The 22272-nt window shown below is 60.7% G+C and carries 17 protein-coding genes and 3 pseudogenes; 12 read left to right on the top strand and 8 right to left on the bottom strand.

The window, feature by feature from the left end:
- Positions 1-884 precede the first annotated feature (884 nt).
- From ACIP8I_RS23890 to hmpA, 3 genes and pseudogenes are all read right to left on the bottom strand, one after another.
- A complete protein-coding gene (locus tag ACIP8I_RS23890) occupies positions 885-1394 on the bottom strand; it encodes a disulfide bond formation protein B (protein WP_007968385.1) in 510 nt (169 codons plus the stop codon).
- A gap of 25 nt (positions 1395-1419) precedes the next feature.
- A pseudogene (locus ACIP8I_RS23885) lies at positions 1420-1575 on the bottom strand (ester cyclase); the annotation flags it as partial.
- A 263-nt stretch (positions 1576-1838) separates the two neighbouring features.
- Entirely contained in the window at positions 1839-3020 is a 1182-nt protein-coding gene (gene hmpA, locus ACIP8I_RS23880) for an NO-inducible flavohemoprotein (protein WP_400764378.1), read from the bottom strand.
- Positions 3021-3183: 163 nt separating this feature from the next.
- Between hmpA and norR the strand changes: the two genes are divergently transcribed.
- The 5 genes from norR (at position 3184) to ACIP8I_RS23855 (ending at position 7757) form a co-directional block, all read left to right on the top strand.
- Entirely contained in the window at positions 3184-4743 is a 1560-nt protein-coding gene (norR, locus tag ACIP8I_RS23875; RefSeq protein ID WP_400764377.1) for a nitric oxide reductase transcriptional regulator NorR, read from the top strand.
- Between the two features lie 307 nt (positions 4744-5050).
- On the top strand, positions 5051-5953 hold the full coding sequence (locus tag ACIP8I_RS23870; RefSeq protein ID WP_007968390.1) for a chemotaxis protein CheV: 903 nt from the start codon (positions 5051-5053) through the stop codon (positions 5951-5953).
- Positions 5954-5980: 27 nt separating this feature from the next.
- Positions 5981-6439 (top strand): GNAT family N-acetyltransferase, encoded by a 459-nt coding sequence (locus tag ACIP8I_RS23865; RefSeq protein WP_400764376.1) that lies wholly within the window; start codon positions 5981-5983, stop codon positions 6437-6439.
- A gap of 158 nt (positions 6440-6597) precedes the next feature.
- On the top strand, positions 6598-6921 hold the full coding sequence (locus ACIP8I_RS23860; protein WP_367085668.1) for a hypothetical protein: 324 nt from the start codon (positions 6598-6600) through the stop codon (positions 6919-6921).
- A gap of 86 nt (positions 6922-7007) precedes the next feature.
- Complete coding sequence (locus ACIP8I_RS23855) at positions 7008-7757, top strand: YkgJ family cysteine cluster protein (RefSeq protein ID WP_367085669.1); 750 nt, start codon at positions 7008-7010, stop codon at positions 7755-7757.
- Positions 7758-7897: 140 nt separating this feature from the next.
- Here the strand turns inward: ACIP8I_RS23855 and ACIP8I_RS23850 are convergent, their stop codons facing one another.
- The 4 genes and pseudogenes from ACIP8I_RS23850 to ACIP8I_RS23835 form a co-directional block, all read right to left on the bottom strand.
- A complete protein-coding gene (locus ACIP8I_RS23850) occupies positions 7898-9004 on the bottom strand; it encodes a methyl-accepting chemotaxis protein (RefSeq protein WP_400764380.1) in 1107 nt (368 codons plus the stop codon).
- Between the two features lie 201 nt (positions 9005-9205).
- Positions 9206-9487: pseudogene (locus ACIP8I_RS23845) on the bottom strand (PAS domain-containing protein); the annotation flags it as partial.
- A gap of 149 nt (positions 9488-9636) precedes the next feature.
- On the bottom strand, positions 9637-9876 hold the full coding sequence (locus ACIP8I_RS23840; RefSeq protein WP_007961647.1) for a hypothetical protein: 240 nt from the start codon (positions 9874-9876) through the stop codon (positions 9637-9639).
- Positions 9877-10167: 291 nt separating this feature from the next.
- Complete coding sequence (locus tag ACIP8I_RS23835; protein ID WP_367085671.1) at positions 10168-10530, bottom strand: DUF6124 family protein; 363 nt, start codon at positions 10528-10530, stop codon at positions 10168-10170.
- 1063 nt (positions 10531-11593) lie between these two features.
- Between ACIP8I_RS23835 and ACIP8I_RS23830 the strand changes: the two genes are divergently transcribed.
- From ACIP8I_RS23830 to ACIP8I_RS23800, 7 genes are all read left to right on the top strand, one after another.
- A complete protein-coding gene (locus ACIP8I_RS23830; protein WP_400764374.1) occupies positions 11594-12751 on the top strand; it encodes an efflux RND transporter periplasmic adaptor subunit in 1158 nt (385 codons plus the stop codon).
- Positions 12748-15849, top strand: coding sequence for a multidrug efflux RND transporter permease subunit (locus ACIP8I_RS23825; RefSeq protein ID WP_400764372.1), 3102 nt, complete (start codon positions 12748-12750; stop codon positions 15847-15849). The genes ACIP8I_RS23830 and ACIP8I_RS23825 overlap by 4 nt, the downstream gene beginning before the upstream one ends.
- 9 nt (positions 15850-15858) lie before the next feature.
- Positions 15859-16536, top strand: a complete 678-nt coding sequence (locus ACIP8I_RS23820) for a heavy metal response regulator transcription factor (RefSeq protein WP_007916978.1) — start codon at positions 15859-15861, stop codon at positions 16534-16536.
- The gene (locus ACIP8I_RS23815; RefSeq protein ID WP_400764370.1) at positions 16526-17890 is read left to right on the top strand and encodes a heavy metal sensor histidine kinase; all 1365 of its coding nucleotides are present in this window, start codon (positions 16526-16528) and stop codon (positions 17888-17890) included. The genes ACIP8I_RS23820 and ACIP8I_RS23815 overlap by 11 nt, the downstream gene beginning before the upstream one ends.
- Positions 17891-18178: 288 nt before the next feature.
- Complete coding sequence (locus ACIP8I_RS23810) at positions 18179-18400, top strand: hypothetical protein (RefSeq protein WP_202369010.1); 222 nt, start codon at positions 18179-18181, stop codon at positions 18398-18400.
- A gap of 197 nt (positions 18401-18597) precedes the next feature.
- Positions 18598-19914 carry an OprD family porin gene (locus tag ACIP8I_RS23805; protein ID WP_400764369.1) on the top strand — a complete coding sequence of 439 codons (1317 nt, stop codon included), beginning with the start codon at positions 18598-18600 and terminating at the stop codon, positions 19912-19914.
- Between the two features lie 223 nt (positions 19915-20137).
- Positions 20138-21646 carry a sensor domain-containing diguanylate cyclase gene (locus ACIP8I_RS23800; protein WP_400764368.1) on the top strand — a complete coding sequence of 503 codons (1509 nt, stop codon included), beginning with the start codon at positions 20138-20140 and terminating at the stop codon, positions 21644-21646.
- A 202-nt stretch (positions 21647-21848) separates the two neighbouring features.
- On the opposite strand, the pseudogene ACIP8I_RS23795 reads toward ACIP8I_RS23800, so the two are convergent.
- Positions 21849-22272: pseudogene (locus ACIP8I_RS23795) on the bottom strand (UDP-3-O-acyl-N-acetylglucosamine deacetylase); the annotation flags it as partial.

Genomic DNA, 22272 nt, shown 5'->3' with positions numbered 1-22272 from the left:
CAACGTGCCGAGCAGCGGCACAAGGCCTAGTACTCTGGGGTACCTGTTTTTACTCATCTCACGACCTCTAAAGCAGCTTGCGCAATGCAGTTGGGTTTTGATCGCCAACACTTCACCCTGCCAAGGGTTGGCATTTTCTTTGGATTGAATAAGGGCCGCCCGTCGCGCGTCAGACGCTCGACAAAACCTTGGGACAGCGGTCAGTTCTTATTCGAATTCGTGGTCAAAGGCCTTGTTACAGACCAATTCCATTTGGTGCGGAAAGTTGGAAGGCACCGACACCTGGGTGTCGCAAAAGCCTTTCGGCCCGCTCGACACCCGACTTCCTGTCCAGTTCCTTAATAAAGGCTGAACAGTGCCGGGAATTCAGTGCGGGCGATTGTAGATAGGTAGCGCCCTATACACCATGTCTTATCCCGAAATAATTTTTATCGCTCAGAGCAACAATCCATCACCGTTTTTGCAAAAGTTCCGCATGTTATCGAAATCGATTCTCAACAAAAACACCAAAAAATGTAGGCCTATACACCTCAGTTCAGACAGCTCTGAAGGCTTTTTCCTGCCACCGAATCGGCGCAAAGCCCGATATTCAAAGGCCTCTGGCCATCTGCCAGAGCCTGTTAAAACTGCCTGATCTGGCACCCGCGTGCAAAACCAGAAAAATGCCGAAACAGACCAATCCTTTTTTGTAACATTACGCCAATCCGGGTCGCCGAAAGGCCCTGCGACAGGGCGCGTGTGACAACATGTCGCACACCTGCCGCACTCTTCATTGCCGTTCGTCACGGTGATTTCACAATCACTCTGAAATGCAAAACGCCCCGAAGCGGCTGATCCGCAAATCGGGGCGTTTTCTGTATCGGCCGATCAGCCGAAGAGTTGATTCAGCGCAGGGCTTTTCGGTTACGCGAGGTCAGCAGCGGCACCAGGATCACCACCAGCACGAACGCCACCAAGGCCCATTGCGCCAGCGACAGACCGAGGATCGGCGGGTACGGCGTCGAGCAGAAACCGTCGACCTGGAAGCCCAGCGGGAAGATCTTCGCCAGCGGCAGGTCGTCGACAATCGGCTGCAACACATCGATGCCGCAGCTCACCGCTGGATAGAACTGGGTGTACACATGATGCCCGGCGACACCGGCCCCGGCGATCGCGCAGATCACCACCAGCACTTCGAACACGGTGATGCTGCGGCGGGTGCGCATGGCCGCGCCGATAAACGCGAACAGCGCAATCAGCAACAATGCATAACGCTGCAGGATGCACAGCGGGCATGGCGCCTCGCCCAGCACGACCTGCATGTACAGCGCGCCACCAATCAACGCCAGGCAGATGATACCCAGCAGCACTAGAAAGCGCCGTTCACGTCCCAGTCGAATCGTTTCCTCGCTCATCGCGTTTCCCTTGTATGTCCATGGTTCAGCTGATCGGCGGCTGCGCTTGCAGTGGCGCCATCAGGCTGATGTTGTCTTCGATATGCCCATCGGCCGCGATGCGACCGTTGTCGATCTGATAGATATCGGTTGCCCGGAAGTCTACACGCTGACCCAGCCCGTTGAGAGCCTTGAACGTACCACGGCGAGGAAAGATGGCGTGCGACCGGGGCGATCCTGATCAGCCAGACGAACGCGCGTCTGTCATCAGCATCGGGGGGAATAAACGATAAGCCGGTTAAGAAACGATTAACCTTTAAACAGAATTTAAGATCGAGACCGCGTAACGGCCTTCGCGAGCAGGCTCACTCCTACAAGGGATCTGCGTCGTACACCATTTTCATGTACGCCACCGCCCATGTAGGAGTGAGCCTGCTCGCGATGAGGGCGACTCAGTCCTAAGGATTATTCCAAAGCCGCCGCCGGCCCGAAAAACTCATAACGGCTCTGCTGCTCCGGCACCCCCAGCGCTTTCAGATGCCGCTTGATCGCCCCCATGAAGCCTTTCGGCCCAAGGAAATAAGCGTCGACATCCCGTTGCGCCGGCAGCCATTCGCCCAACTGCTCCTGACTGAGGATCCCGACCCTGTCCGCCGCCGGACTCACGCCGTCATCCTCGGCGTAGCAATAGAAGCGCTTGAGCTGTGGATGACGCACCGCCAACCCATCGATCCAGTCGCGGAACGCATGCACGCTGCCGTTGCGCGCGCAGTGGATAAAGTGCACCGGGCGCTCGGTTTGCAGCGCTGCTTCGAGCATCGCCAGAGTCGGGGTAATGCCGACGCCACCACTGATCAGCACCAACGGCTTGTCGCTCTTGGTCAGAGTGAACTCGCCCGATGGCGGGAACAGCTGAATGCTCGCGCCGACGTGCAGTTGATCATGCAAGTGGTTGGATGCACGACCACCCGGTTCGCGTTTGACGCTGATGCGGTACTGACCTTTATTGGCCAGCGCCGACAGCGAATAGTTGCGGCGGATTTCTTCACCATCGAGGATCAGCTTCATGCCGATGTACTGACCCGGCTCTGCAGCAAGGATCGGACCTTTGTCCGCAGGCTCGAAGTAGAACGAGATGATTTCCGCGCTCTCCTCGACCTTGTCCACCACGATGAACTCCCGCGCCCCGCGCCAGCCGCCGACCGCTTGTTCTTTCTGGTCGTAAATCGCGGCTTCGGCGCCAATCAGGATCTCGGCGAGTTGCCCGTAAGCCGCGCCCCACGCGCTCATTACTTCCGGCGTAGCGATCTCGTCGCCGAGCACTTCGGAAATGGCCCGCAGCAGGCAGGTGCCGACAATCGGGTAGTGCTCCGGGAGAATCTGCAGGGCTACGTGCTTGTTGATGATCTTCGCCACCAGATCGCCCAACTGGTCGAGCTGATCGATGTGTCGGGCGTACATCAACACGCCGTTAGCCAACGCACGCGGCTGATCGCCACTGGCCTGGTGCGCCTGGTTGAACAGCGGGCGAACCTCAGGATATTCAGAGAGCATCATGCGGTAGAAGTGGGTGATCAGCGCTTCACCACCGCTTTCCAGCAGAGGCACAGTGGATTTGACGATGGCACGATCCTGGACGCTAAGCATAAGAGTGACTCCTGAGCTTTTTTGAGAATTACCCTGTACTTATCAGTTTTCATGCCAGATTTTTTATCTTTATAAATCAATGATTTAATTTATAAGTAGTCATTTAGACTCAAACACACATATAGTCATCGCGACTACATCGAGTCTCTTTGACTACAAGACCATGACCGCCAAATCCCTGCTCACCGCTTTACTGCCACTGGTCTCCGACCTGTCTCGCGAACTGCCCGAGGGCGAGCGCTATCGGCGCCTGCTCGAAGCCATGCGCGCCCTGCTGCCGTGCGATGCCGCCGCGTTGCTGCGCCTGGACGGCGAATGGCTGGTGCCGCTGGCGGTGGACGGTTTGAGCACCGACACCCTCGGCCGGCGCTTCAAGGTCAGCGAACATCCCCGTTTCGAGATCCTGCTGGACGGCGCCGGACCGACCCGGTTCGCCGCCGACAGCGACTTGCCTGATCCGTACGACGGCTTGGTCGATGGATTGGGCGATCATCTGGAAGTGCACGACTGCCTCGGCTGTCCGCTGTTCGTCGATGAAAAACTCTGGGGCCTGATCACCCTCGACGCCCTCGACCCGGAGCGTTTCGAGCCGATCGAACTCGACGCCCTGCAAGCCTTCGCCAGCCTCGCCTCGGCCACGGTCAACGCTGCCGAGCGCATCGAACGCCTGGCGTTGCGCGCCGAGGATGAGCATCAGCGCGCCGAGGTCTACCGGCAGGCCAGTGGTCAGCAGCAGCGCGAAATGATCGGCCAGAGCAAGGCGCACAAGCGTCTGGTGGAGGAAATCAATCTGGTCGGCGGCAGCGACCTGACTGTGCTGATCACCGGCGAAACCGGGGTCGGCAAGGAACTGGTGGCGCAAGCGATCCACGCCGCCTCGCCGCGCGCCGACAAACCGATCATCAGCCTCAACTGCGCCGCCCTGCCCGATACGTTGGTCGAGAGCGAACTGTTCGGCCACGTGCGCGGTGCCTTCACCGGCGCCACCAGCGACCGCCGCGGCAAGTTCGAACTGGCCAATGGCGGCACGTTGTTTCTCGACGAAGTCGGCGAACTGTCGCTGACCGTGCAGGCCAAGTTGCTGCGGGTGCTGCAAAGTGGTCAGTTGCAGCGGCTCGGCTCGGACAAGGAACATCAGGTCGACGTGCGCCTGATCGCCGCCACCAACCGCGATCTGGCCGAAGAAGTGCGCAGCGGCCGCTACCGCGCTGACTTCTATCACCGCCTGAGCGTGTACCCGCTGCGAGTGCCGGCGTTGCGTGATCGCGGGCGCGACGTGTTGTTGCTCAGCGGCTTCTTTCTGGAACAGAACCGCTCGCGCATGGGCCTCAACAGCCTGCGCCTGAGCAGCGACGCTCAGGACGCGCTGCTCGCCTACACTTGGCCGGGCAACGTGCGTGAACTGGAACACTTGATTGGCCGCAGCGCGCTGAAAGCGCTGGGCAACTGCAAGGTACGGCCGAAGATTCTCAGCTTGAGCGCGGCGGATCTGGATTTGCCGCGCGAGGTTGTGGATAACTCGGTTGAGCCTACTGCCAATATTTTAGCCGTGGCACCGCTGATCAATGGCGACTTGCGCAGCGCCACTGAGGAGTATCAGCGCCGCTTGATCAGTGCGGCGCTGGAACGCAATCAGAATAACTGGGCGAGCGCGGCGCGAGAGTTGGGGCTGGATAGGGCGAATCTTGGGCGGATGGCCAAGCGGTTGGGGATGAAGAGCTAAAAGCACACCCTCACCCTAACCCTCTCCCGGAGGGAGAGGGGACTGATTGGGGGATATTCAAGAATTCCGCCGACGTGAGAGATCTGTACTGAATCCATAATCGACTCGATCATTCAGGTCGATGTACAGCGCCAGACACCTCGTTCGGCCCCCTCTCCCTTCGGGAGAGGGCTGGGGTGAGGGGCTTTGGATCTGCCGCCAGCCGATAACCGACCTAAAGCCCACCCCATTAACGCCGATAACCCGGCATCAATAGTTTCTGGCGATTTGCACCCTCGCCCATCACCTTTTTCCACAGAAGGTTTATATGTCTTCCACCAAAGCCCGCGCAGATTCACTTTCGCTTCTGCTGTTTACCTTGCGCAGCGGCAAGCTGATGGCGATCAACCTGCTGAAAGTCAGTGAAATCATCCCCTGCCCGCCGCTGACCAAAATGCCCGAGTCGCATCCGCACATCAAAGGCATTGCCACGCTGCGCGGCGCATCGCTGTCGGTGATCGACCTCAGCCGAGCCATCGGCGAGCGACCGCTGGAAGACCCGAACGGCGGCTGCCTGATTGTCACCGACGTCAGCCGTTCGAAGCAGGGTCTGCATGTGCAGGCGGTGAGCAAAATCGTCCATTGCCTGACCACCGACATCAAGCCGCCGCCGTTCGGCTCCGGCGGCTCGCGCGCCTACATCACTGGCGTGACCTCGGTCGACGGCACACTGGTACAAGTGCTGGACATCGAGAAAGTCATCCACAGCATCGCCCCGGCGCAAATCGAAATGGCCCCGACCGACCTGAGCATGGAAGACGCCGAAGTGCTCGGCAACGCACGGATTCTGGTGGTCGACGACAGCCAGGTGGCGCTGCAGCAATCGGTGCACACACTGCGCAACCTCGGCCTGCAATGCCACACCGCGCGCAGTGCCAAGGAAGCCATCGATTGCCTGCTGGATCTGCAAGGCACCGCGCAACAGATCAACCTGATCGTCTCCGACATCGAAATGTCCGAGATGGACGGCTACGCCTTCACCCGCACCCTGCGCGAGACGCCGGACTTCGCCCACCTCTACGTGCTGCTGCACACCTCGCTCGACAGTGCGATGAACAGCGAAAAGGCCCGGTTGGCCGGGGCCAACGCGGTGCTGACCAAGTTCTCGTCGCCGGAGCTGACCCAACGTCTGATCGAAGCGGCTAAACACGTTGCAGCCAACGGTCACTGAGTCTTGGGCCAGACTTACTGCTTTTTGATGCGGCGCGACCTTCGCCAAGGCGTGCCGGCCATCCACTGGCCGGAAGGTATTGAGCTAAGCACTTATCGTCCGGAACTGGCGGCGACCGTGCATCAATTGATGCAACTCGGTTACCGCGAGGGCGGTGGTCGCGTGCCAGCGCTGGACGAGTGGCAACAGCGGTTCGAAAGCGATGCCGAATACGATCCCCACCTGTGCTGGATTGCCACAGACGCTGAGGGCGTGGTTGGTGTGGCGCAATGCTGGACCAGTTCCTACATCAAGAATCTGGTGGTGCATCCGCGCGCTCAGGGTCGTGGACTGGGTCGAGCGCTGCTGCTGAATGCATTCAAGGTGTTTCAGCAACGCCGCGAAGGTTTTGTCGATTTGAAGGTGCTGGAAGACAACCTGCGGGCGCAGCGTTTGTATGAAAGTGCCGGGATGTTTGTGGTTCGCCGGGAAATCGTGCCGGACTGATTCAAAGTCAAAAGATCGCAGCCTGCGGCAGCTCCTACAAAGAACGCGCTTCCCTGTAGGAGCTGCCGCAGGCTGCGATCTTTTAGCGGCGCCTCAGGCAACAAAACGCTTTAGGCATACTCCAACCTCTGGACCCTCAAGACCAAGGATGCCGCCCCATGAAAACCCTCACCCTGAGCCTGCTCTGCCTCACCGGCCTCACCTCCCAGGCCCACGCCTCCAGCCCCGACGCCTGGGCTGCCTATGACAAAACCGTGCTCGCCAGTTGCACCAAGACCAGCGGCCTGAAAGACGCCAGACCCGTCGGCACACCCGCGCAATTCGATGACCGCGTCGGCTACACCGCCGTGCTGCTGCAAGGCCAATACCCGCAAAAACACATGAAAGGCCAGCAAGGCACTGAGCTGTGCCTGTACAGCAAAAAGTCGAAAACCGCGTTCGTCACCGAATGGGACTCGATCCGTCCGACCGCCAAGCCTTGAGGGCTGGCGCACAACTTGCTTCGATCAGCCTCAGCCTGGCGACTTTACGTCGCCGTTTCACACTCTGATTGAAGATTGATCGTGCAATGAATACGACATTTTCCTGCGTCGGTTGCGGCAAATGCTGCACCGACCACCATGTGCCCCTGACCCTCGCCGAAGCCCGCATGTGGGCGGCGGATGGCGGTCAGGTGATCGTGCTGGTGGAGGCTTTTCTGGGCAACGGCCTGGGCCTGCCGGCGCAGCAGCGTGAACACGCCGAGCGGCGTTCGCTGGTGGTGCGCAGCGGCACGGCCGAGGCCCACGTGGCCATCACCTTCGCCGCGTACAACGTCGGGCGCTGCCGGAATCTTGACGAAGAAAACCTGTGCCGCATTTACGAACGCCGGCCATTGGTGTGCAGGATTTATCCGGCGGAAATCAACCCGCACATCCCGCTCAACCCGGCCGCCAAGGATTGCCCGCCAGAGTCGTGGCAACAGGGGCCGCTGCTGATTGTCGGTGGAGAGCTGGTCGATCAGGAACTGCTGGAGCTGATCCAGCGCTCACGTCAGGCGGATCGTGATGACATCCGGATCAAAGATGCGATCTGCGCGGCGCTGGGGATTCGCACCACGGCGCTCAAGGGCGACGGGTTTACCGCGTATTTGCCGCAGATGGACGCGTTCGCGGCCGTGATCGATCAGGTTGCAGCACAGCCACTGAATACGGAATCCAGTGAATGGCTGTTTCATTTGTCCGGGGACGACGTTGCCGGGCAATTGGTGGCGGCCGGCGCACAGGTGGTGACGGAGCCGGCGCAGACGTATGCGTTTATTTCGCTGCGCGCGGCTTGATCCAAAATTCAAGGTGATTGGACTGGCCTCATCGCTGGCAAGCCAGCTCCCACAATGTTCTCGAGTGTTCACATAATTTGTGCACGACGCAGAAACCTGTGGGAGCTGGCTTGCCAGCGATGAGGCCAGTGAGAGCAGCATCAATCCCGAACCTGCCGCCGCCCCCAGAACTCCCGCGCCAACAACCGCAAATCCCCCGCCAGCCCCGCCACATCTTCCGAATTGCGCTGACTCTGCCGCCCTTCATCCACCGTCAATTCCGACGCCGTGCGGATGCTGACGATGTTGCGATTAATGGCTTCGCTCACCGCGCTCTGCTGCTCCACCGCTGCGGCAATCTGCAGGCTCATTTCGGTGATCTGCTCGACCCGCTCACTGATCCCGTCCAGCGCCCGCGCCGCGCGCTGGGCCTGTTCGACGCTGTTATCCACATGCTCGCTGCTCTGCTGCATCACCAGCACCGCATCCCGCGCGCCGTTCTGCAGGGTGCTGATCATCCGCTGAATCTCATTGGTCGACTGCTGCGTGCGCTGCGCCAGCCCGCGCACCTCATCGGCCACCACCGCGAAGCCGCGCCCGGCATCCCCGGCCCGTGCGGCCTCGATCGCCGCGTTGAGCGCCAGCAGATTGGTCTGCTCGGCGATGCTGCGGATCACCTCCAGCACCCCGGAAATCTCGCTGCTGTGGCCTTCGAGCTGATGAATCACCTCGGTCGCCCGTCGCAGTTCTTCGGCCAGACGCAGCACCGCGCTGCGACTCTCGCCCACCAGCAAATGCCCTTCTCGGGTTTCCGTCCCGGCCATGTCCGCCGCCACCGACGCCTGCTGCGCATGGCTGGCAACCTGCGCGACGCTGGCGGCCATCTGATGAATCGCCGCCGCCACCTGATCGGTTTCGGCCTGTTGCGCCAGCGAACTGCTGTGGCTGCTTTGCAGATGATCGACCAATTGCGCCGCATGCCCGGCCAACTGTTGCGACGCATCGCCGATACGCCCGACCACCGCGCCGACCTGCGCTTCGAGCATCTGCAGGGCGAATTCGATCTGGCCGATTTCATCGCGGCGCCCGGTGTAAATGCTCTGGCTCAACGGATTGTCCGCAACCTGCCGCGCCCGTTCGCTCAGCCGCTCCAGCGGCCGCAAGATCCAGCGCGCACCCAACGCACAAAGGCTACTGCCGCAGACAAACAGCACCCCGTCGATCCACGCCGACTCCGGGCGCAACCAGGCTTCAATCCCCAACACCAGCCCCAGCAAAGCACTGGCCGACGCCGTGACCTTGCCGCGCAAACCAAGCCCGGGCAGCGCCCGCCGCCCCTTCGACTCACCGCGCAACTGCGCATATGCGCGCTCAGCCGCCGCCACCTGCCGCGCATCAGGCCGGGTGCGCACCGACTGATACTCCACCGCCACGCCGTTCTGCGTCACCGGCGTGACATACGCGCTGACCCAATAGTGATCGCCATTCTTGCAACGATTCTTCACCAGCCCCATCCACGAGCGGCCGCCCTTTAGCGTCTGCCACATATGCGCAAACGCCTGCGCCGGCATGTCCGGGTGGCGCAGCAGGTTATGCGGTGTGCCAAGCAATTCGTCGCGGCTGTAACCGCTGATTCTGATGAAGTCTTCGTTGGCGTAGGTGATCGCGCTGGTCAGATCGGTGGTCGAAAGAATGTTCGCATCCAGCGCCACATCGACGTTACGGCCGGTTACCGGGAGATTGATCTTCATGAATGGCGCGCTCGTTTTATGGGAAGAGTCGGCAGGGCTGCTGACTCTAAGCGCACCAATTGGTCAAATATTGATCTGGCTCAGGATCTGAGCACTTAGCCATCACTGCGACCGAAAATCGCAGCCGATGGCTGAAGGCGGGGTGAAACTCAGCGCTTGCCCATCGAGCGACGGGTACCCGGCGGCGCCATGCCCGGGGTCTTGGTGTGGCCATTCTTGGCGCCGTTCTTGTACCACGGCTGATTCGAACCCTTGGCGGCCGCCAGTTCACCTGGTTTGAACGGGAACTTGAAAGCCGGGATCTCGGGTTTGGTTTCGCTGGCGTCAGCCAGTTCAGCCGGGACATCGCTCACGGCGTCGTCAACCGGCGGTTGGGTCGGGGAAGTCATAAAAGCTCCGCAAAGCAAAAAGTCGGGCCCGAACAGTGAGCCGCGAAGGCGCGCAGTATACCTGCGCGCCTTGCGACAGCACCTGAAGATTTGCAGCGCACGCCGAACGGTTTAGAGGTAGGTGCAATGTTTCCCGAATCGGGAATGATCGGTCCCTTTTTGGGACCGGCTAACAACAAGAGCCGGCAGAGATGCGTCGCCCGCACAGACGTCTTCGCGAGCAGGCTCGCTCCCACAGGTGAGTGGGAGTGAGCCTGCTCGCGATGAAGGATGACGCGGTGCCTGGACGGATCAAGTGCGTGGATCAACCCGATCCAGCGCCCGGTTCACCGCCAGTTCGGCGAGCATCACGATCTGCTGGATCGCCAGCGCCGTGCTGCGTTGCGGACCACCGAGTTCATTGGCGAAATTGCTGGCCATGGCACTGACAGAGGCCAACGATTCGTAAGCGTGGGCGAGCAGGGTTTCGGTGTCGATAGCTGGGTTGACCAGAAACATTGTGCTTGGCTGTCGCGGCTGGGCGGGTTGCGGACAGAGGTAAAAGTCGAGCGCGCGTTTGATGGCTTCGCGGTTTTGGGCGAGGTCTTCTGCGCGGATGGCTTCGGCGAGTGGGGTTTTAGGTTCGGGGGGTGGGTCTGGAATCAGTTTATCCATGGGTAGCTCCTACTTGTATTTGGGAGCCAGCCTTTGTCGTTTCCACACGACAAAAGGTGGCAACTGTGCGCGGGGTGGAAAACCGATAAGTAGGCAACCGGCCAGACCGAAGTCTGCCCACGCACAGCCGCCGCGACGCAGTTTGCAGACGAAAAAAGACGCCGGCAACGATTACGGTGCTGGTGCATTGTTTCTACTTGAATCGGGTTTCCACACCCGATCGCTGAATTTGCAGCGACAACCAAAGCCTAGAGACCCCGCTTCCGACGGACAACCTGAAAACCTTGTGGGAAGGTTCTGGTTGTTTGGCACAAAATTAAACAGATCAATGTAATCGGCTGACTGGACAGACCTCTTCGCGAGCAAGCTCGCTCCCACAGTTGAATCGAGTACACCTGCCAGAGATTGGTCGGCTGTCAGGCTGCCATCGCGAGCAGGCTCACTCCTACAATGGGATCGTATGCAATCCGCAAAACCTTGGTCGGCTGTCAGGCCGCCATCGCTGGCAAGCCAGCTCCCACAAAAGAGCAAAAGCAAAAGCAAGATCAAAAGATCGCAGCCTGCGGCAGCTCCTACAGGGAAGATAAATACAACCCGCACGCGGCGCATGCCGCCCCACTCCAGGATGAGCGCAAGCTCGGCTGCCGCTCTTGATCTTGATCTTGATCCACGGGCGACGTCGGAAGGCTGAGTGGAGGGATTGATCCGGGCGTGGGAGCGCAGCGACCGTTTGGCGCAGCCAAACACAGCGAGAGGAGGTGCAGCGAAGCAAACCGTAGGCGCTGCGCCCGGATCGATCCCGCAGCGAAGGAACCCCGAGCCCCAGCGAGCGGGCCGAACGCAGGAGCAAGCCTTTTTGGTTACTTTTTACTGGGCCGGCTTCCGGGCGTTTGTCAAAAGTGACCCGCCGTAAGGGCGGAACCGTAATCAGCCACACCCGCAGAAACGGATATCCACCCCGGCGAAACTGACAGCGCTGACAGCCAGCCGTCACCCTCCTGACCCCCAAACAAGTTTATAAATACCCAACCTGCCCAAACTCCAGCCCTTGGCGCCCCATTTCATGCGAATCAAAAAAAACCAAGCCCTGCTAGCCCTAGTAATCGCCCTGGCCGCCGCAGGCGCATGGTGGGCACTGAAACCCGCCCCGACCAAACTGGCCACCCCGACCGCCATCCCGGTCCGCGTGGTCACGGTCAGCGAAAAAGACGTCCCCCGCTACACCAGCGGCATCGGCTCGGTGCTCTCATTGCACAGCGTCGTAGTGCGCCCGCAAGTCGACGGCATCCTCACCAAAATCCTCGTCAAGGAAGGCCAACTGGTAAAGGCCGGCGACCTGCTCGCCACCATCGACGACCGCTCGATCCGCGCCAGCCTCGACCAGGCCCGCGCACAACTGGGCGAAAGCCAGGCGCAATTGCAGGTCGCCCTGGTCAACCTCAAGCGCTACAAACTGCTCAGCGTCGACGACGGCGTCTCCAAGCAGACCTACGACCAGCAACAGGCACTGGTCAACCAACTGAAAGCCACCGCCCAAGGCAACCAGGCTTCGATTGACTCGGCGCAGGTACAACTTTCCTACACGCAGATCCGCTCCCCGGTCACCGGCCGCGTCGGTATTCGTACAGTCGATGAAGGCAACTTCCTGCGCATGACCGACACCGCCGGCCTGTTCACCGTGACCCAGATCGACCCGATCGCCGTCGAGTTCTCGCTGCCCCAGCAAATGCTGCCGACCCTGCAGGGCTTGATCAACGATCCGCAGCGTGCGCAGGTCAAGGCCTACATCGGCGCCGACACCGACGGCGAAACCGGCAACCTGCTCGGCGAAGGCCACCTGACCCTGATCGACAATCAGATCAACGCCAACACCGGCACCATCCGCGCCAAGGCCGAGTTCGATAACGCCAGCCAGAAACTCTGGCCGGGCCTGCTGGTGACGGTAAAAATTCAGACGGCGCTGGATAAGGATGCGCTGGTGGTGCCGCCCACCGTCGTACAGCGCGGTCTCGATCAACACTTCGTCTATCGCGTGAATGGCGACAAGGTCGAAGCCGTACAAGTGCAGATGGTTTATCAGGGTAGCGGGCAGGACATCATCAAAGGCGTAAAGGCTGGCGATCAGTTGGTCAGTGACGGTCAGTCGCGGCTCAAACCCGGTTCGACCGTGCAGGTCATGAGCGAGCCGCCGCAGGTGGTGCAAGCGGAGCCGAAGCCATGAAGGAGCACAAAGGCGTCTCCACATGGTGCATCGATCACCCGGTCGCGACGATTCTGCTGACCATCGCATTGGTGCTGGTCGGCGTGATTGCCTTCCCGCGCCTGCCAATTGCCCCACTGCCGGAAGCAGAATTTCCTACAATTCAGGTCTCGGCGCAGTTGCCCGGCGCCAGCCCCGACACCATGGCCTCATCCGTCGCCACGCCGCTGGAGGTGCAATTCAGCGCCATCCCCGGCATGACCCAGATGACCTCCAGCAGTGCGCTCGGCTCCAGCCTGCTGACCCTGCAATTCACCCTCGACAAGAGCATCGACACCGCCGCCCAGGAAGTGCAGGCCGCAATCAATACCGCCGCCGGCAAGCTGCCCAAGGACATGCCGACCCTGCCGACCTGGAAGAAGGTCAACCCGGCCGACAGCCCGGTGCTGATCCTCAGCGTCAGCTCGACGCAAATGCCCGGCACCGAACTCAGCGATCTGGTGGAAACCCTGCTCTCGCGTCAGATCAGTCAGATCGACGGCGTAGGCCAGATCAACATCACCGGTCAGCAACGTCCGGCGATCCGCGTGCAAGCCTCGGCCGACAAACTGGCGGCGATTGGCCTGACCCTGGCCGACATCCGGCTGGCAATCCAGCAGACCAGCCTCAACCTGGCCAAAGGTGCGTTGTACGGCGAATCGAGCATCTCGACGCTGTCGACCAACGACCAGTTGTTCCACCCTGAGGACTACAGCCAACTCATCGTTTCCTACAAGGACGGCGCCCCGGTTCACCTGCGCGATGTCGCCAAAGTCGTCAACGGTTCGGAAGATGCCTACGTGCAGGCCTGGGCTGGTGATCAACCCGGGGTGAACCTGGTCATATCGCGGCAACCGGGGGCGAACATCGTCGAAACCGTCGACCGCATTCAAGCCGCCCTGCCCGGCCTCGAAGCCATGCTCCCGGCCTCGGTGCAGGTGAAAACCCTGATCGACCGCACCCAGACCATCCGCGCTTCGCTGCATGAAGTCGAGATCACCCTGCTGATCGCGATTCTGCTGGTGGTGGCGGTGATGGCGCTGTTCCTGCGCCAGTTGTCGGCGACCATGATCGTCTCGGCCGTGCTCGGCGTGTCGCTGACCGCCAGTTTCGCCCTGATGTACCTGCTGGGGTTCAGCCTGAACAACCTGACGCTGGTGGCGATCGTCGTTGCGGTCGGGTTTGTCGTGGACGATGCGATTGTGGTGGTGGAGAACATCCACCGGCATCTGGAAGCCGGCGACAGCATGCGCGAAGCGGCGGTCAAAGGTGCCGGCGAGATCGGTTTCACCGTGGTTTCGATCAGCTTTTCGCTGGTGGCGGCGTTCATTCCGCTGCTGTTCATGGGCGGCGTGGTCGGGCGGCTGTTCAAGGAGTTCGCCCTGACGGCGACCTCGACCATTTTGATTTCGGTGGTGGTGTCGCTGACCCTCGCGCCGACGCTGGCAGCGCTGTTCATGCGCAAACCGGTGCACCACGCCCACGACAAACCGGGCTTCAGCGAACGCTTGCTGGCCTGGTACGAAAAAGGCCTGCGCCGCGCCCTCGCCCATCAGAAGCTGATGATCGGCGTGTTCGGCCTGTCGCTGGCAATGGCGATTGCCGGCTACATCTTTATCCCCAAGGGTTTTTTCCCGGTGCAGGACACCGGGTTTGTCCTCGGCACCACCGAAGCCGCGGCGGATATCTCCTACGGCGACATGGTGAAAAAACACCTGGCGATGGCCGAAATCGTCGCCGCCGACCCGGCCGTGCAGGCGTTCTCGCACTCGGTCGGTGTGTCCGGCAGCAACCAGACCATCGCCAACGGGCGTTTCTGGATTGCTTTGAAAAAACGCGGCGACCGCGACGTCTCGGCCAGCCAGTTCATCGACCGCATTCGTCCACAACTGATGAAAGTCCCGGGCATCGTCCTGTACCTGCGCGCCGGCCAGGACATCAACTTGAGCTCCGGCCCGAGCCGCGCACAGTACCAATACGTGCTCAAGAGCAACGACGGCGCGACCCTCGCCACCTGGACCCAGCGCCTGACCGAAAAACTGCGCAGCAACCCGGCATTCCGCGATATTTCCAACGACCTGCAACTGGGCGGCAGCATCACCCACATCAGCATCGACCGCAGCGCCGCCGCGCGTTTCGGCCTGACTGCCAGTGACGTGGACGAGGCGCTGTACGACGCCTTCGGGCAGCGCCAGATCAACGAGTTCCAGACCCAGGTCAACCAGTACAACGTGATTCTGGAACTGGACACCAAGCAGCGCGGCAAGGCCGAAAGCCTCAACTATTTCTACCTGCGCTCGCCGCTGAGTGGCGAGATGGTGCCGCTGTCGGCGCTGGCCAAATTCGATGCACCGACCATCGGCCCGCTGTCGATTGCCCATGACGGCATGTTCCCGGCCGCCAACCTGTCGTTCAACCTCGCGCCCGGCGTGGCGTTGGGTGATGCGGTAATTCTGCTTAATCAGGCCAAGGCCGAGATCGGCATGCCCACCGCCATCAGCGGCAACTTCCAGGGCGCGGCGCAGGCGTTCCAGAGTTCGCTGGCCAGTCAGCCGTGGCTGATTCTCGCGGCGTTGGTGGCGGTGTACATCATTCTCGGCGTGCTTTATGAAAGCTTCGTGCATCCGCTGACAATCATCTCGACGCTGCCGGCGGCGGGCCTCGGTGCAGTGATCATGCTGTGGATCTGCGGTCAGGATTTTTCGATCATGGCGTTGATCGGGCTGGTGTTGCTGATCGGTATCGTCAAGAAGAACGGCATCCTGATGATCGACTTTGCGCTGGAAGCCCAGCGCAATCGCGGACTGGCGCCGCAGGATGCGATTTTCGAAGCGTGCCTGACGCGGTTCCGGCCGATCATCATGACCACCCTCGCCGCGCTGCTCGGCGCGTTGCCGCTGATGTTCGGTTACGGCACCGGCGCCGAATTGCGCCAGCCGCTGGGGATCGCGGTGGTGGGCGGCTTGCTGGTCAGCCAGATGCTGACGCTGTTTACCACGCCGGTCATATACTTGTGGCTTGAGCGGCTGTTCCACAGGCCCAAACCAATGCCCACGACGGCACTGGCGACCACAGACTGAGGCAGGGTCATGCGCGTTCTGATTATCGAAGACGAGGAAAAAACCGCGGACTATCTGCACCGCGGTCTGACGGAACAGGGTTACACCGTGGATCTGGCCCGCGACGGCGTCGAGGGCCTGCACCTAGCGCTGGAAAGCGACTACGCGGTGATCGTTCTCGACGTGATGTTGCCGGGCCTGGATGGCTTTGGCGTGCTGCGCGCCTTGCGTGCGCGCAAGCAGACCCCGGTGATCATGCTCACCGCCCGCGAGCGCGTCGAAGACCGGATCAAGGGCCTGCGCGACGGCGCCGACGATTACCTCGGCAAGCCGTTTTCCTTCCTCGAACTGGTGGCCCGCCTGCAAGCGCTGACCCGGCGCAGCGGCGGCCATGAACCGGTGCAGGTGAGCATCGCCGACCTGTGGATCGACCTGATCAGCCGCAAGGCCACCCGCGCCGGCACGCGGCTGGATCTGACGGCGAAAGAGTTCTCGCTGCTCAGCGTACTGGCGCGCCGCCAAGGTGAAATCCTTTCGAAAACCGCGATTGCCGAGATGGTCTGGGACATCAATTTCGACAGCGACGCCAACGTCGTCGAAGTCGCGATCAAACGTCTGCGGGCCAAGCTCGACGGGCCGTTCGACGAGAAACTGCTGCACACCATTCGCGGCATGGGGTATGTGCTGGAGAGCCGTGGTGTCCAGTAATTCGATTGCCCTGCGTTTGAGCGGGATGTTCACGCTGGTGGCGTTGCTGGTGTTTCTGGTGATCGGCGGCGCGTTGTATCAACAGGTCGACAAGGGCCTGGGTCTGCTGCCGGAAGCCGAGCTGGACGCGCGTTACAGCGTGCTGGAATCGGCGCTCAATCGGTATGGCACGCCGGAGCATTGGGTGAAGATCAACGCCAAGCTCAAGCTGCTCGGCGAGGAAGACAAACGCATTCGTTTCTGGGTGGTCAGTGGTGATCCCGGTTACGAGTATGGCGAGCCTGACGCGCGAATCCGCGCCTTCGCCAAAGGTCCGACGGGCATGCATGACCTGCAATTGCCCGAGCATCCTTATCCGCTGAAAGTGCTGCTGACCGAACTGCCGGCCAAGGATCAACGCCCGCCGCTGCGCTTCATGATCGGCATCGATACCGAGACCTTTCATGAGACTCAAAACAACCTGCTGATCGCCTTGGTCAGCCTGGCCATTGTCGGTGTGCTGCTCGCCTCGGCGCTGGGGTACTGGGTGGCGCGGATCGGTCTGAAGCCGCTGATCAAACTGTCCCACGAGGCCCAGCGCCTGGCGCCGCCACTACGGGCCGGACGCCTGCGCATGTCACCGTTGCCGCCGGAGCTGGAGCAGTTTGTCGACTCGTTCAACTCAACCCTGGAGCGGGTCGAACAGGCCTATTCGCGCCTGGAATCGTTCAACGCCGACGTCGCCCACGAACTGCGCTCGCCGCTGACCAATCTGATCGGCCAGACCCAGGTCGCACTGACGCGCGGACGCTCTGCCGAACATTATTTCGAAGTGCTGCAATCCAATCTTGAAGAGCTGGAACGCCTGCGTTCGATCATCAACGACATGCTGTTTCTGGCCAGCGCCGATCAGGGCAGCAAGGCGACCAAGCTCACCGAAACTTCGCTGGCTGATGAAGTCGCGACCACGTTGGAGTACCTGGATTTCATCCTCGAAGACGCGCAGGTGCAGGTGCATGTGAGCGGCGATGCGCAGGTGCGAATCGAGATCGCGCACCTGCGCCGGGCGCTGATCAACCTGCTGAGCAACGCCGTGCAGCACACCGAGCCGGGCAAGGTGATCGAGGTGCGCATCGAGGTTGAAGAGCATCAGGTCAGCATCGGCGTGGCCAACCCGGGATCGCCGATTGCCAGCGAGCACTTGCCACGCTTGTTCGAGCGCTTCTATCGGGTCGATGCCTCGCGCAGCAACAGCGGCAACAACCATGGATTGGGGTTGGCGATCGTCAAGGCCATTGCGCTGATGCACGGTGGGGATGTGTTTGTGCGCAGTGATCGGGGGATGAATACTTTCGGCATCCACCTCCCTGTTTAATCGCTGATTAAAGTCCCCTGTGGCGAGGGGATTCATCCCCGATGGGTTGCGAAGCGACCCCAAAATCAGCGATCGCGATCTTCCTGACACAACCAGTACAAAGGATTGAGGGCTGCTTCGCAGCCCATCGGAGATGAATCCCCTCGCCACAGGGAATGGCGTTCACCCATGGTTGATCTTTGCTTCTGCTGTAACAGTCATTTATGAAAATCACGCTGTTTCCCGGCGCCCGGCGACCTTATCTTTGCCCGCACCAAACAGCACTTGCCAAGCAAGAAGGTTTTCAAGATGTCCAACAGCATGGGTATTGCCAGCGCTTTCGTTTTGTCCTCATTGATCCTGTCGCCAATGGCGATGGCTGAAGAATCGCAGTCGTTCGTCGCGCAGAATGCCGCTCGCGCTCACGCCTTCGAACAGTCTCAGGCAGAAGTGATGGCCAAATCGCAGGACGCCTCGCAAGCCCCTCAAGCCGCCACTTCCCAGGCTCAAGCAGCCGAGAAAGACAGCTGAGTCGCGCACCGCGAAACATTTCCCTCGACGCGGTTGTTTGGCTCTTCCCGTTCAACCGTCGTCCTTGCAGGCCGCTGATTTTCAGCGGCCTTTTTTCGTTGTGGTCTGAAAGCCGTTTGGTTCGTCTGTAAAAAACAAGAAACATCCCGCACCTCAAGACATTGAAGTGTCAGTTGACCCAAGGAGCTCCATCGCAAGTGCGTTACCCAGTCCGCTTCTCTCCGTTGTTCATTGCAATTGCCGCAACGATTGCCCCCGCCGCCCATGCCGACGAAGCCGCCAAGGAAGGTTTCGTCGAAGGCTCGAGCCTCAACCTCAACGCCCGCAACTACTACATGAATCGCAACCGTCTGCAGCAGACGGACGACAACATCGAGTGGGGTCAGGGCTTTCTCGGGATCTTCCAGTCGGGTTACACCGAAGGCACGGTCGGCTTCGGCATCGATGCCCACGCCATGCTCGGGCTGAAGCTCGACGGCGGTGGCGGTACCGATGGCTCGAGCATCCTGCCGATCAGCGATGGCAACGGCAAAGCGCCGGGCTCGTTCTCGACTGCGGGCGGCACGTTGAAGATGCGCGCGTTCGATACCGAGCTGAAGGCCGGTGACCTGTTCCTCACCAACCCGGTGATTGCCGGCGGTGATTCGCGCATGCTGCCGCAGACCTTTCGTGGCGTGAGCCTGACCAACCACAGCTTCGACGGCTGGATGTTCGAAGGTGGCCAGGCCAGTTTTACCAAGCCGTACAATCAGAGCGGTCGCCAGCGCATCGGCACGTCCTACGGCAAACTCGCCGAGGGCGACGAAAGCCGTCACCTGAACTGGGCCGGCGTGTCCTGGAGCGGCGTCGAAGGGCTGACCAGCAATCTGTACGCCGCCGAGCTGAAGGACATCTGGAACCAGTACTACTACGACCTGGATTACACCTGGCAGTTGACCGATCTGGTCAGCCTCAACCCGGGCCTGCACTTCTATCACACGCAGGACACCGGCGACGCGCTGCTGGGTAACATCGACAACAACACTTACAGCCTGCATTTCACCGTCGGCATCGGCAACCACAGCGTCACCGCTGCGTACCAGCGGGTCAACGGCAACACGCCGTTCGACTACATCAGCCAGGGCGACAGCGTTTACCTCGATAACTCGCAACAGTACTCGGACTTCAACGGCCCGAACGAACGCTCGTGGAAGCTCAAGTACGCCTACGACTTCGCCGGTCTCGGCCTGCCGGGCCTGACCTCGGCGGTTTCCTATTCGCGTGGCACCGTGGACCTGACCAAGGTCAATCCGGACAGCAAAGGCTATGCCTCGTGGTACAGCGCCGACGGTCGTAACGCCAAGCATTGGGAACGCGACCTCGATCTGAAATACGTGGTCCAGAGCGGCCAGGCAAAAGACCTCGCGATACGCCTGCAATGGGCGACCAACCGGGGTGGCAACGGTTACGGCGCGATTGATACCGATACCGATGAATACCGGGTGATTGTCGACTACCCGATCAACGTCTTCTAAGATCAGCATCAAATCAGCTGCGATCTGATACAAATTTTGATCGAAATGGTTTTTGTGGCGAGGGGATTTATCCCCGATGGGCTGCGCAGCAGACCCTTTTTTGGGGCCGCTTCGCAGCCCATCGGGGATAAATCCCCTCGCCACAGTAGATCTGTTTTAGTGTTATCCCCCGCAGTGTTTGTGCAACTACTCTTATAAGTCTCACCCCAACCGACAGCCCATCATGATCGCGAGCCGTACCCCACCTCTGGCGGGCAAGACCGGACGCCCCGAATTGCTGCTGATCTGCGGCAGTTCGCTGACCGTGATCGCGATTCTGTGCATCGTCACTTTTCTGCTGATTCGTGAGCACGCCAACGCTCAGGAAGCGGCCACCCGCAGTGCCACCACCATCGCCCAGTTGATCGACGCCGACGTCCTGCGCACGGTCGAGCTGTACGACCTGACCTTGCAAGGCCTGATCGCCGCCGCCCAGCGCGACGACTTGCGCGATGTCACCCCGCAGATCCGCCATCTGGCGCTGTTCGACCGCTCCACTACTGCGCGCTTCAAGGGCGACATCCTGCTGCTCGACAAGCACGGCGATGTGGTCGCCGACTCGTCGCGGGTCGAACCTAAGCCGGGCAACTTCGCCGACCGCGATTATTTTCTCGCCCATGCCTTCAACCGCGATATCGGCATGTTTATCAGCCGCCCGTTCAAGACCCGCTGCGATTGCGACGACGCCAATCAATGGCGTATCAGCTTCAGTCGGCGGATCTCCTCCAACACCGGTGAGTTCGCAGGCGTGGCGGTGGCGTCGATGAAGCTCGACTACTTCGATCAACTGTTCAACAGCCTCGACATCGGCAAGGACAGCACGCTGAACATCATCAACAGCGACGGCGTGCTGCTGGCGCAGAAGCCTTATCTGCAAAGCGACTCCATCGGCAAGAGTTTCGGCAACCGGCCCAACGTGGTGCGGATTCTCGGCGACAAGGATGGTAGCGGCAGTTTCACCAGCACCTCGAGCATGGATCATCAGCAACGGCTCTACACCTATTCGCGGGTCGGCAATCTGCCGTTGACAGTGATGGTCGCGCTCTCCAGTGATGAGGTGTTCGGCACCTGGCGCCGCACCGCGCTGTTGATCAGCGGCGCCACCGGCGTGCTCTGCGCCGGGCTGTTGTGGCTGACCTGGCTGCTTGCCCGTGAGCTGCGCCTGCGCCAGCGCGCCGAACGCGAACTGGCGCAACTGGCCGCCACCGATGCGCTGACCGGCGTGGCCAACCGGCGGATGCTCGATCAGGCGCTGCGCCACGAATGGTTCCGCGCCCAGCGTTCGGGCAAGCCGCTGTCGGTGATGATGATCGATGCCGACCACTTCAAGGCCTTCAACGACCGGCATGGGCATCAGGCCGGTGATCAGGCGCTGCGCGAACTGGCCAGGGTAATCGCGGCGAACGTGCGACGACCGGGTGATCTGGTCGCCCGTTACGGTGGCGAAGAGTTCTCGGTGATTCTCGCCGAAACCGACAGCAGCGGCGCAGGGCAGATTGCCGAACATATCCGCCAGGCGGTCGAGCAGATGCCGAGGGTCCAGGGCGCGGACGTGGCGATGACCGTCAGTATCGGCATCAGCACCTGGACGGCAACGGTCGAGATGTCGCTGGAGCAACTGCTGTTTGCGGCGGACAAGGCGCTGTATCAGGCCAAAGAAGGTGGGCGCAATCGGGTGGTGGAGGCGGCCTGAAACCTCGAGGTGCTGGCACTGGCCCAATCGCTGGCAAGCCAGCTCCCACATGGGTATGTGGGGTGCTGCAGATTTGAGATCAACAAAGAACTTGTGGGAGCTGGCTTGCCAGCGATTGGGCCAGCCCAGGCAACACAAAAACCGCAGGCATAAAAAAAGGCCATCCGGGGATGGCCTTCAAAAAACTAGAGAGGTTTTTTACTTACACTGCCGCAACCGGGCGCATGTAAGAGATCGGTGCAGTGCTGGCGTCTTCGAACGTCACGACTTCCCACGCATCTGTCTGCTCAATCAACTTGCGCAGCAGCTGGTTGTTCAGTGCATGACCGGACTTGAAGCCTTTGAACTCACCAATCAGGCTGTTACCCAGCAGGTACAGGTCGCCAATCGCATCGAGGATCTTGTGCTTCACGAATTCGTCTTCGTAGCGAAGGCCGTCTTCGTTCAGTACACCATCGGAATCCACCACGATCGCGTTTTCAACGCTGCCGCCGAGTGCGAGGTTGTGCTTGCGCAGGTACTCGATGTCACTCATGAAACCGAAAGTACGGGCGCGGCTGACAAGTGTTACGATCGAAGTGCTGGAAAAATCCTCGATTGCAGATGGGGTGCGGTCCCGGAAAACC

It is taken from the genome of Pseudomonas sp. NPDC088414, assembly GCF_044753325.1.
Taxonomy (GTDB): Bacteria; Pseudomonadota; Gammaproteobacteria; order Pseudomonadales; family Pseudomonadaceae; genus Aquipseudomonas.
The sequence above is the reverse complement of the archived record's forward strand: the minus strand, read 5'-3'. Positions and strand labels throughout refer to the sequence as shown.